The 10,549-nt window shown below is 70.3% G+C and carries 11 protein-coding genes; 6 read left to right on the forward strand and 5 right to left on the reverse strand.

From position 1 onward, the window contains the following. Window positions 1-291: 291 nt before the first annotated feature. The 3 genes from AOK23_RS33495 to AOK23_RS33505 all read left to right on the forward strand — a co-directional run bounded on the left by AOK23_RS33495 (window position 292) and on the right by AOK23_RS33505 (window position 3,465). Complete coding sequence (locus AOK23_RS33495) at window positions 292-1,746, forward strand: FG-GAP repeat domain-containing protein (protein WP_055716300.1); 1,455 nt, start codon at window positions 292-294, stop codon at window positions 1,744-1,746. A gap of 97 nt (window positions 1,747-1,843) precedes the next feature. Continuing rightward, window positions 1,844-2,389: an RNA polymerase sigma factor gene (locus tag AOK23_RS33500; RefSeq protein WP_157878228.1), complete on the forward strand. Its 546-nt coding sequence runs from the start codon at window positions 1,844-1,846 to the stop codon at window positions 2,387-2,389. A 29-nt stretch (window positions 2,390-2,418) separates the two neighbouring features. After that, window positions 2,419-3,465 (forward strand): hypothetical protein, encoded by a 1,047-nt coding sequence (locus AOK23_RS33505; protein WP_157878229.1) that lies wholly within the window; start codon window positions 2,419-2,421, stop codon window positions 3,463-3,465. Between the two features lie 167 nt (window positions 3,466-3,632). On the opposite strand, the gene sodN is transcribed toward AOK23_RS33505, so the two are convergent. After that, complete coding sequence (sodN, locus tag AOK23_RS33510) at window positions 3,633-4,028, reverse strand: superoxide dismutase, Ni (protein ID WP_031140564.1); 396 nt, start codon at window positions 4,026-4,028, stop codon at window positions 3,633-3,635. A 146-nt stretch (window positions 4,029-4,174) separates the two neighbouring features. On the opposite strand from sodN, the gene sodX reads away from it, so the two are divergent. Then, window positions 4,175-4,609 carry a nickel-type superoxide dismutase maturation protease gene (sodX, locus tag AOK23_RS33515; RefSeq protein ID WP_079049858.1) on the forward strand — a complete coding sequence of 145 codons (435 nt, stop codon included), beginning with the start codon at window positions 4,175-4,177 and terminating at the stop codon, window positions 4,607-4,609. Here the strand turns inward: sodX and AOK23_RS33520 are convergent. Then, window positions 4,513-5,142, reverse strand: a complete 630-nt coding sequence (locus AOK23_RS33520; protein ID WP_055716304.1) for a CGNR zinc finger domain-containing protein — start codon at window positions 5,140-5,142, stop codon at window positions 4,513-4,515. The genes sodX and AOK23_RS33520 overlap by 97 nt on opposite strands. Before the next feature lie 99 nt (window positions 5,143-5,241). On the opposite strand from AOK23_RS33520, the gene AOK23_RS33525 reads away from it, so the two are divergent. Then, entirely contained in the window at window positions 5,242-6,024 is a 783-nt protein-coding gene (locus AOK23_RS33525; RefSeq protein WP_055716305.1) for a class I SAM-dependent methyltransferase, read from the forward strand. A gap of 94 nt (window positions 6,025-6,118) precedes the next feature. On the opposite strand, the gene AOK23_RS33530 is transcribed toward AOK23_RS33525, so the two are convergent. From AOK23_RS33530 to AOK23_RS33540, 3 genes are read right to left on the reverse strand one after another with little or no spacing between them, the layout of a single operon-like run. Next, entirely contained in the window at window positions 6,119-6,880 is a 762-nt protein-coding gene (locus AOK23_RS33530) for an amino acid ABC transporter ATP-binding protein (protein ID WP_055716306.1), read from the reverse strand. Then, window positions 6,877-7,815 carry an amino acid ABC transporter permease gene (locus AOK23_RS33535; RefSeq protein ID WP_055716307.1) on the reverse strand — a complete coding sequence of 313 codons (939 nt, stop codon included), beginning with the start codon at window positions 7,813-7,815 and terminating at the stop codon, window positions 6,877-6,879. Before AOK23_RS33535 ends, AOK23_RS33530 begins: the two co-directional genes overlap by 4 nt. 30 nt (window positions 7,816-7,845) lie before the next feature. Further along, window positions 7,846-8,814, reverse strand: a complete 969-nt coding sequence (locus tag AOK23_RS33540; protein WP_055716308.1) for an ABC transporter substrate-binding protein — start codon at window positions 8,812-8,814, stop codon at window positions 7,846-7,848. 609 nt (window positions 8,815-9,423) lie between these two features. Between AOK23_RS33540 and AOK23_RS33545 the strand changes: the two genes are divergently transcribed. Further along, window positions 9,424-10,549 (forward strand): NAD(P)-dependent malic enzyme (locus tag AOK23_RS33545; RefSeq protein ID WP_055716309.1); only part of this gene is annotated, 1,126 nt, incomplete at its 3' end.

Consider the following 10,549-nt stretch of genomic DNA (forward strand, 5'->3'; position numbering starts at 1 on the left):
GTCGGGGGCGGTGGTCGGTTGAGTCGGGCTGGGCCGCTGGTTGAGCCGGGGCCGGGCGGTCGAGTCGGGCGGGACGACCGGTTGGCGTGGGGCCCACGGCCGACTGGGGCGGCCCTACTTCCTCTTCTTCCTCGGCGCGCGCCCTCGGACGCGCGGACACGGCCCGCTCCGCCCCCGCGGCAACCTTTCCGCCCCCTCGGCAGTCCAGTCTGTGTCCCGGTGGGTGGTGTCGAGGTGAACGTGTGAGGTCCCGTGGAGCGGCTGACGCAGATACCGCGGAGGGCGCGGCCGGTGGCGGACGTGACCGGTGGTGATCGATCCGCCCGGTCGACCCGGCGCATCCGGGGACTGGCCGCGGCCACACTGGCCGCCGTGCTGCTGGCGTCCGGCTGCGACTCCGCCCAGCGTCCGGGCACCGGCGGCGGGGAGCGGAGCCCGGAGGCCGACGCGAGCCGTACGGACGGGCGGTCCCCGTCCGGTGTCCGGGCCGAACGGCCGCCCGCCGGGAAACCCTCACGGCACCCCCGGCCGGAGGACCTCAACGGCGACGGCTACGACGACTTCGCCGCAGTGGTCACCGGCGGCAGCCTGGTCGTGGTCTACGGCTCGCCGAAGGGACTGGATCCGCGCCGACGCACCGTGGCCCCGGGGCCGCCTGCGGGGACCGCGCCCGATGAGACGCGGCTGCTGCGCACCGACCTGGACCACGACGGCTACACCGATCTCGTGCGTGCCCCGCGGGCCGGCGAACCCACGGTGCTGTGGGGCGGTCCGCGCGGCGTGACCGACCCCCGGCCGCTCACCGGGGCGCCGACGAGCCCCACGGCCACCGGTGACTTCGACGGGGACGGCAACGCCGACCTGTTCCTCCCCGGCGGCGCCAACGGTCCCGAGGGCACCGTTTGGTACGGCCCCATCCGGCGCGGAGGCGCACCCGCCCGCGTCCAGAAGCTCCGCAACGGCCGCTGGCCGGACACGATTCCCGTACGCTCCCTGGCCGGAGACTTCGACGGCGACCGGGCCACCGACCTCGCGATCTTCTTCCACTGGACGGATCCTGAGAATGAAGGCGACGGCGAGGTGGGCGTCAGCGGTCTGCAGTATCTGCGGGGCGGCCCGGGAGGGCTGAGGCTCGCCGAACGCCGCGACCCGCCCGACCTCGGCCTGGAGGGGCAGGCGGGGGACGCGGACGGGGACGGCATCGACGACCTGTACTCGGCGGGCTTCTTCGCGTACCGGAAGCAACTGAGCGCCGGATACACGCTGAGCACCCGCTCCGGACCCGAGACCGGGAAGCGGGGCGGCATGACCATGGTCTCCCCGCCGGGCCTGAGGGACGCCCCGCAGTACGGCGGCATGGGCGGCACCGCACTCGGCGACGTCACCGGTGACGGCCGGGCCGACCTGGTCACCTCAGCGACCGGCGCCAACGACAGCAACGGCGTCGTGTGGCTGGTCCCCGACCTCCGGGCGGCCACCGCGGACGCGGTGCGGGCGGTGACCCTGGAAACCCCCAGGGTCCCCGGCAGCGACACCCCCGCCGAGGGCCGGGGCCCGACCCGTAACCGCATCACCGTCGTCGGCCCGCTCCTCGACACCGACGGCGACCGCCACCTGGACGTGGTCGTCGGCGCCCCCGGCTTCCTGGACGCCAAGAAGCGCGACCTGGACGCGTTCTGGGTACTGCGCGGCACCGACCGGGGAATGACCTACCAGCGGCACTTCACAGCCACGGACATCCTCTGACGCCCACCGAGGCCCCCGCCCGATTCCCTCTCCTGTAACTCTCGCGCCGTGCCGGACACAAACAAGGTGGAGCCATCGCGCAGGGGGAGGGGCGGGTGTGAGCGGACCGATGGACGATCCCGGGCGGTTCGAGGAGGTCTACCGGCGGACGTACTTGCCCGTACTCAGGTTCCTGCGCAGGCGCCTGCCCCCGGCCGCCGCCGAGGACGCCGCGGCCGAGGTGTTCCTCGCGGCATGGCGGAACCGGCACGAACTGCGCGGCGGGGAACTGCCCTGGCTGTACGGCATCGCCCGCCGCGTCGCCGCCAACGCCGTACGCGCACGGGAACGGGCCGACCGGCTCGACGACCGCATCCGCGCCGACCACGAGGCCGGGGCCGAACCGGCCGCCGAGGAGGAGGTCCTGCGGCGACTCGGCGCGCGGGGTGTGCTGGACCGGCTGCCGGAGCGGGAGCAGGAGGTGCTGCTCCTCGTGGCCTGGGACGGGCTGGGCGTGCGCGACGCGGCCAAGGTCATGGGGTGTGGCGTGGGGGCCTTCAAGGTCCGTCTGCACCGCGCACGCCGGCTGCTGGAGGCGGCGGTGGCCGCGGACGAGGCCCGGCTTCCGGACGACAGACTGCCAGTGGAGGGGAGGACGCGGTGAAGGGCGATCTCAGGAGGGTGCGGGAACTGATGCCTCCCGATCCACAGGCAGACTTCGGGCAGGACGGCGCTCTCCCGGCCCGTGCCGAGCGGGAACTGGCGGCGCTCCTGGCCACCGGGGCCGCGCCGGCACCCCGGGTGCGAACGGGCCTGTCCCGCAGGCGGGTTCTGCTGGCCGGCGGTGTCGTGGCCACGGCCACCGCGGTCGCGGCCTCCGGTGAGCTGGGCCGGTGGCTCGGGGCGGGCGGGGAGGCGCAGGCCCTGGTGACGCCGCCGGTACTGACGCTGCGGACGATCGCGGGGACCTCGCCGCACGATGTGCTGGCCGAGCTGGCGGAGAAGGTGCGCGGGCTCGCTCCCGATGCCGTGCGGGGCCCGTACCTCTACCTCAAGAGCTGGGGCTGGTGGCTGAACTCCGCCGGTGACGTGCCCGGTGGCGTCGCCAACGCCGCGGTGCCGACGGAGACCGAACAGTGGATCAGGACGTCCGACGGGGCGGGCCGGGAGCGTCAGGCGTACGGCGAACCGTACTTCCCGAATCCGGACCAGGAACGGGACGCCCGAGCGGCGGGGCTGGTCGAGGGTGAGGGCGTCCGGGACGAGCGGCACGGTCCCGGGTACTTCGCGCCGGACTCCGCCTGGCAGGCGCTGCTTCCCTTCTCGACCGACCCCGAGCGGCTGCTCGCCCAGCTGAGGGACGTCAACTGGGAGGGAGGCAGGCTGATCTGGGGCGTCTCGGCCATGCTGGACGCGGCCGGGCGGGCCTCGGGCGGCACGGTCGAGCCCGCGCTGCGCGCGGCGGCGCTCCAGGTCCTCGCCAGGCGGACCGATGTGAAGGTGTCGAGAACCACTACCTGGCACGGACGGCAGGCCCTCGCGATCACGCAGGAGAGCGGGCACCGGAAGGCCGTCTTCCGGGATTCGCTGCTCGTCGACCCGGCGACCGGCTACCCCATCGGCGGCGAGGAGGCGCTGCTGGGCGACCCGTTGAGCCTGAGGATCGCCGTGCCCGGCACGATCACGGTCAGCGAGACCCTGGCGCGGGGAACGGTGAAGGACACCCGGAGCACGGTCTGAACGGCGCCGCCCCCGACCGCAGTCGGCCCGCGGCCCGCCGAACACGACCGCACCCGGACCGCCATGGACGCCGTGTTCGGCGTCCCGCGGACCGGGTGCGGACGGGTAGGCGATACGACCCGCGAAACCGCAGGTCGGACAGCCTGACAACCTGGCCGGAGATCAGATCAGGCCTTCTTGGTCTCCCAGAAGATCTTGTCGATCTGGGCGATGTAGTCGAGCGCCTTCTGGCCCGTCGCCGGGTCGGTCGAGCCCTTGGCGGCCGACAGGGCCTTCAGGGTGTCGTTGACCAGCTGGTGCAGCTCCGGGTACTTCTCGAAGTGCGGGGGCTTGAAGTAGTCGCTCCACAGGACCGACACGTGGTGCTTGGCGAGCTCGGCGCGCTGCTCCTTGATGACGGTCGCGCGAGCCTGGAAGTGCGGGTCGTCGTTGGCGGCCATCTTCTCCTGCACGGCCTTCACCGACTCCGCCTCGATGCGGGCCTGGGCCGGGTCGTACACGCCGCAGGGCAGGTCGCAGTGCGCGCTGACCTTGACCTTGGGGGCAAACAGGCGGGAAAGCATGGAGCATTCCTTCCTCGTGATCGTCTTCTCAGGTGGGACATTACTCCCTGCGAGAGAGGTTTTCGCGAGTGCCCCCATGGGCTTAGGACAAAAGTCCGGGGTCAGACTGGGACTGGTGGAGGATCGAACCGGGGAGGTGCCGAGGGATGCCGGAGCCGGCGCAGGAGAGCGAGCGGGCGAGGGCCGTTCTGCCCTTGGGGGTGGCCGAGGTGACGGGACCGTCGATGGTGCCGACGCTGCGCCACGGTGACCGGCTGCTCGTCCACTACGGGGCGCGGCTGAGGATCGGTGACGTGGTCGTGCTGCGCCATCCCTTCCAGCAGGACCTCCTCGTCGTCAAGCGGGTCGCCGAGCGGCGGGACGGCGGCTGGTGGGTCCTCGCGGACAACGCGTACGCCGGCGGGGACAGCACGGACTACGGGACCGTCCCCGACGAACTCGTGCTCGGCAAGGTCCGGTTCCGCTACCGGCCCCGGCCAGGCGATCAGCGTTCGCCGTTCGCGGTGGCCCGCTGGGCGTTCTCGGCGGCCCGGCCGGTGTTCTGCGACCGGTCCGCCTCCAGACGTTTGCGGGCGCGGTAGGCCGCCACGTTGGCGCGGGTCGCGCAGCGGTCCGAGCAGTAGCGTCGGGAACGGTTGGTGGAGGTGTCGAGGTAGGCGTTGCGGCACGGCGCCGCCTCGCACAGGCCGAGCCGGTCCACGCCGTACTCGGTGAGGTGGAAGGCGAGCCCCATCGCGGCGATCGCGGCATAGCCGGCCGTCGCGTTCGAGGGGTGGTCCGCCAGGTGCATGTGCCACAGCGGGCGGCCGTCGTCGTCCCGGAAGTCATGGCCGGAAATCTGCGGGCTCACCGGGAACTCCAGCAGCAGCGAGTTCAACAGGTCCACGGCGAGCGTCTCGTCGCCGCCGTCCGCCGCCTCGAAGACCGAGCGCAGCCGCGTCCGCACCGACCGGAACCGGGTGACGTCGGCGTCCGTCGCCCGCCGGGCCGCCGACCGGTTGACCCCGAAGAGGTCACGGACGGCCTCCACCGAGGTGAGCGTGTCCTTGCCCCGGAGCGGTTCCTCGCTGTTCACGAGGCGCACGGCGTAATCCGAGTAATAGGCCAGTTCCACTTGTAGTCCTTACGGGGGCACTCTATCGTCGTGGTGCGGGTCAGGTAACAGCTGATCGTGCTTTCAGGGTATTACGGCGTACCGCGAGAAGGGGCTCCCATGACGACGACCACCGGCACCGGCAGCGGAACCTCGTACGGCACCGACTGGGGGGCCTGGCAGCGCAGCTGGGACCGGCAGCAGGAGTGGTACATGCCGGACCGCGAGGAGCGGTTCCGGGTCATGCTCGACATGGTCGAGGCCCTCGTCGGCCCCGAGCCCCGCGTCCTCGACCTCGCCTGCGGTACGGGATCCATCACGTCCCGGCTGTTCGCGCGGTTCCCCAAGGCCGTCAGCACCGGCGTCGACCTCGACCCCGCGCTGCTCACCATCGCCGAGGGCACCTTCGAGGGCGACCGCCGCGTCACCTTCGTCACCGCCGACCTCACCGACCCCGACTGGCCCACCCGGCTGCCGTACGACGCGTACGACGCCGTGCTGACGGCCACAGCCCTGCACTGGCTGCACAGCGAACCCCTCGCCGCCCTCTACGGTCAGGTCGCGGAGCTCGTCCGCGACGGCGGTGTCTTCATGAACGCGGACCACATGATCGACGAGACCACGCCCCGGATCAACGCGGCGGAGCGCGCGCACCGCCACGCGGGTATGGATCAAGCCAAGGCGAACGGCGTCGTCGACTGGGCCGAATGGTGGCAGCTCGCCGCCCAGGACCCGGTCCTCGCCGCGCCGACGGCCCGCCGCTTCGAGATCTACGGTGAGCACGCCGACGGCGACATGCCCTCCCCGGCCTGGCACGCCCGCGTCCTGCGCGAGAAGGGCTTCGCGGAGGCCCGCCCCGTCTGGTGCTCGCCCTCCGACACCCTGCTGCTCGCCGTGAAGTAGGCCCCCCGAGGCGGCTTCCGCACGGGGAAGGGGCGGTACGGGAGACCCGTACCGCCCCTTCACGCGCGACCGTGTCCGGTTCGGTTCCTGCCGGCTACAGCACCTTGGACAGGAACGACTGGGTGCGCTCCTCCTGCGGGTTCGTGAGCACGTCACGCGGGTTGCCGGACTCGACCACCACACCGCCGTCCATGAAGACCAGGCTGTCGCCGACCTCGCGGGCGAAGCCCATCTCGTGGGTGACGACGACCATGGTCATGCCCGACTCGGCGAGGTCGCGCATGACGTCGAGGACGTCACCGACCAACTCCGGGTCGAGCGCCGAGGTCGGCTCGTCGAACAGCATCAGCTTCGGCTCCATCGCCAGCGCCCGGGCGATCGCCACGCGCTGCTGCTGGCCGCCGGAGAGCTGCGAGGGGTAGTTGCCGGCCTTGTCGCCGAGGCCGACCTTCTCCAGCAGTTCCCGGGCGCGCTCGCGGGCCAGGGCCCTGCTGACGCCCTTGACCTGGATGGGCGCCTCCATGACGTTCTCGGCGGCGGTCATGTGCGGGAACAGGTTGAACCGCTGGAACACCATGCCGATGTCCCGGCGCTTCAGCGCGACCTCGCTGTCCTTGAGCTCGTACAGCTTGTCGCCCTTCTGGCGGTAGCCGACCAGCTCGCCGTCGACGTACAGACGGCCGCCGTTGATCTTCTCGAGGTGGTTGATGCACCTCAGGAACGTCGACTTGCCGGAGCCGGACGGGCCGATGAGGCAGAACACCTCACCCGTCTGTACCTCCAGGTCGATGCCCTTGAGGACCTGCACGGGGCCGAAGGACTTGTGGATGCCCTCGGCCTTCACCATGGCGGTCATGCCGAGACTCCCTTCGGGCGGCGCGCGGGCAGCATGGCCTTGAAGCGCTGGATCGGCGTCGGCGGGAGGGATCGGGTCGAGCCCTTCGCGTAGTACCGCTCCAGGTAGTACTGACCGACGCTGAAGATGCTGGTCAGGATCAGGTACCAGGCGGCGGCGAGGAACAGCATCTCCACGATGGAGCCCGCGTTCTGGCCGATGTCCTGGGCCGCCTTGAGCAGGTCCACGTACTGCACCGTCGAGACGAGCGACGTGGTCTTCAGCATGTTGATGACCTCGTTGCCCGTGGGCGGCACGATCACGCGCATCGCCTGCGGGATGACGATCCGGCGCAGCGTCTTCGCGTGGCTCATACCGAGCGCGTGCGACGCCTCCGTCTGACCCTCGTCGACCGACAGCAGACCGGCGCGGCAGATCTCCGCCATGTACGCGGCCTCGTTGAGGCCGAGGCCGAGCAGCGCCGTCAGCAGCGGCGTCATGAACGAGGACCAGTAGTCCTTGTAGATCGGACCGAGGTTGATGTACTCGAAGACCAGGCCCAGGTTGAACCAGACGAACAGCTGGACCAGGACGGGCGTGCCGCGGAAGAACCAGATGTAGAACCACGCGACCGACGAGGTCACCGGGTTCTTCGACAGCCGCATGACGGCGAGCAGGATGCCGCCGACGATGCCGATCACCATGGACAGCACGGTGAGCAGCAGGGTGTGCAGAACGCCTTCGATGATGCGGTCGTCGAAGAAGTAGTCGGGGACGGCGCCCCAGTTGATCTTCTTCGCCTGCGCGAAGGCGTAGACGATCGCGCCCAGGACAGCGAGCGCGATGGCCGCGGAGACATAGCGCCCCGGGTGCCGGACCGGAATGGCCTTGATGGCCTCCGGACCGGCGGGGGGCGTGTCCTCGGGACCGTCCGTCTTGTTGACGTCAACAGTCACGGGTGGTGCCTTTCAGTGCCGAGACGGAGATCAGGAGCCGCCGTTGACCTTGGCCTCGGTGACGGCGCCGTCCTCGACGCCCCACTTGCTGATGATCTTCTTGTACTCGCCGTTGTCGATGATCGCCTGGACCGCGGCCTGCAGCGCGTCGCGCAGCTCGGTGCTGTCCTTGGCGACGGCGATGCCGTAGGGGCCGGCCTCGACCTGGTCGCCGACGATCTGGAAGTACTTGCCGCCGCCCGAGGTCTTCACGGAGTACGCGGCGACCGGGTAGTCGGCGGAGACGACGTCCGCGCCCTTGGAGCGCATCCGGGTCTCGGCCTCGGGGTTGGTGGCGAAGTCCTCGATCTTGAGGGCCTTGCCGCCGTCCTTCTTGCACTTCGCCGCCTGCTCCTTGGCGAGGTCGTGCGAGAACGTGTTGCGCTGCACGGCGATCGTCTTGCCGCAGAGGTCGTCCCAGGTCTTGATGCCCTTGTCGTCGCCCTTGTTGGTGTACAGCGACACACCGGCGGTGAAGTAGTCGACGAAGTCCACACCGGCGCCGACCTTCTTGCCGGTGTCGGCGTCGATGCCCTCCTGACGGTCCTTGGTGTCCGTCATGGCCGACATGGCGATGTCGTACCGCTTGGACGCCAGACCACCGATGAGGGTGTCGAAGGTGGCGTTCTCGAATTTGAACTCGACGCCGAGCTGCTTGCCCAGCGCGGCGGCGATGTCGGGGTCGATGCCGACGACCTTGCCCGCGCTGTCCTTGTACTCCACGGGCGCGTACGCGATGTCGGAGCCGACGCGGATGACACCCTTGTTGCGGATGTCCGAGGGAAGCTTGTCGGCCAGCGGGGCCGAACCGGCCTTGCTGCTGTCCGAGCCGTTGTCGTTGCCGTCCTTGGTCTGGTCACCGCAGCCGGTGAGCAGCAGGGCGCCCACGACCGCGATCGCTCCGACCGCGGCTGTCCGGGAGCGCAGGCCGGTCGTACGACTGGTGGTGCTTGCGGTCATGGTGGGTTCCTCCGGCGGGATGGGTGGAGTTGCCGATAGGCCGATGGGTGACACGCCTCTTCGAGTGTCGCGACCTCGTGTGATTACGGCATCTTGCCATTCGGGCATGTGCATTCAGATGACCCGCTATGTCAAAATCGGATAACGGGTGACCCCCGAATGACTCACGAACCGCTGCGGACCGTGCGATCACGCCGGATCTTGTGCGGAATTTTTCTCTTCCGGCCGGAAGATCTTCGGTGCATCTCAGGATGCGGTCGGCCGCGCACCCCGCACACGTGGCCGTATGGTGCCCGTCCGGGATTGGTCCGACTTGTCCGGTCATTCGTCGACGAGTCATGGCGCCCCGATTGGGCCGCAAATGACCTTCGAGTTGTGACCTTCAAGGTATGAACGGGTCTGGACTCGTCGTCGGCACCGTCCGTCCGGTAAGAAGGTTCCTTACACCCCTCATCCGGGGCCCAGGGCGCGTGTGCGGCGCGCCCGTCGCGTCTGAGCCCATACGCGTCGCCGTACGTACCGGTTGACCTGGGCCTTGCGCGGTGCCCGCCCACTCCCGAACCGGGAGCGGTCACCCTCAAACCTTGAAGACTTAAGGGGTAAACAAAAGTGGCAGCGGAGATTGTCAATCCTCGCACCGAGAGCAGCGACGGCAGTACGGGCCAGGAAGGCAACGGGGAGCCCCTCAATTCCCTGGGCGCCCCCGACTCCTTCGACCCCGCCTTCGCGCTGCACCGCGGCGGCAAGATGGCCGTGCAGAGCACGGTGCCGATCCGCGACAAGGACGACCTGTCCCTCGCTTACACGCCGGGCGTCGCGCGGGTGTGCACCGCCATCGCCGAGCGTCCCGAGCTGGTCGACGACTACACCTGGAAGTCCTCCGTCGTCGCCGTCGTGACGGACGGTACGGCGGTCCTCGGCCTCGGCGACATCGGCCCCGAGGCCTCCCTCCCCGTGATGGAGGGCAAGGCGATCCTGTTCAAGCAGTTCGGCGGTGTCGACGCGGTGCCGATCGCGCTCGCCTGCACGGACGTCGACGAGATCGTCGAGACCGTCGTCCGGCTCGCCCCGTCCTTCGGCGGCGTGAACCTGGAGGACATCTCGGCGCCCCGCTGCTTCGAGATCGAGAAGCGGCTCCAGGAGCGCCTGGACATCCCGGTCTTCCACGACGACCAGCACGGTACGGCGGTCGTGACGCTGGCGGCCCTGCGGAACGCCGCGCGGCTCAGCGGGCGGGAGATCGGTCAGCTCCGGGCGGTCATCTCTGGTGCCGGCGCGGCCGGTGTGGCCATCGCGAAGATGTTGGTCGAGGCGGGCATCGGTGACGTCGCCCTGGCCGACCGCAAGGGCATCATCTCCGTGGACCGCGGGGACCTCACGGACGTCAAGCGCGAGGTGGCCGGGTTCACCAACAAGGCCGGGATCACGGGCTCCCTGGAGGACGCGCTCGCCGGCGCCGACGTCTTCATCGGCGTCTCCGGCGGCACGGTCGCGGAGGAGGCGGTGGCCTCGATGGCCAAGGGCGCGTTCGTCTTCGCCATGGCCAACCCCAACCCCGAGGTGCACCCGGATGTCGCCCACAAGTACGCGGCGGTCGTCGCGACCGGGCGCTCCGACTACCCCAACCAGATCAACAACGTCCTCGCCTTCCCTGGCATCTTCGCCGGGGCGCTCCAGGTGCGGGCGTCGCGGATCACGGAGGGGATGAAGATCGCGGCGGCGGAGGCGCTGGCGC

It is taken from the genome of Streptomyces torulosus (assembly GCF_001419765.1).
GTDB lineage: Bacteria > Actinomycetota > Actinomycetes > Streptomycetales > Streptomycetaceae > Streptomyces > Streptomyces torulosus.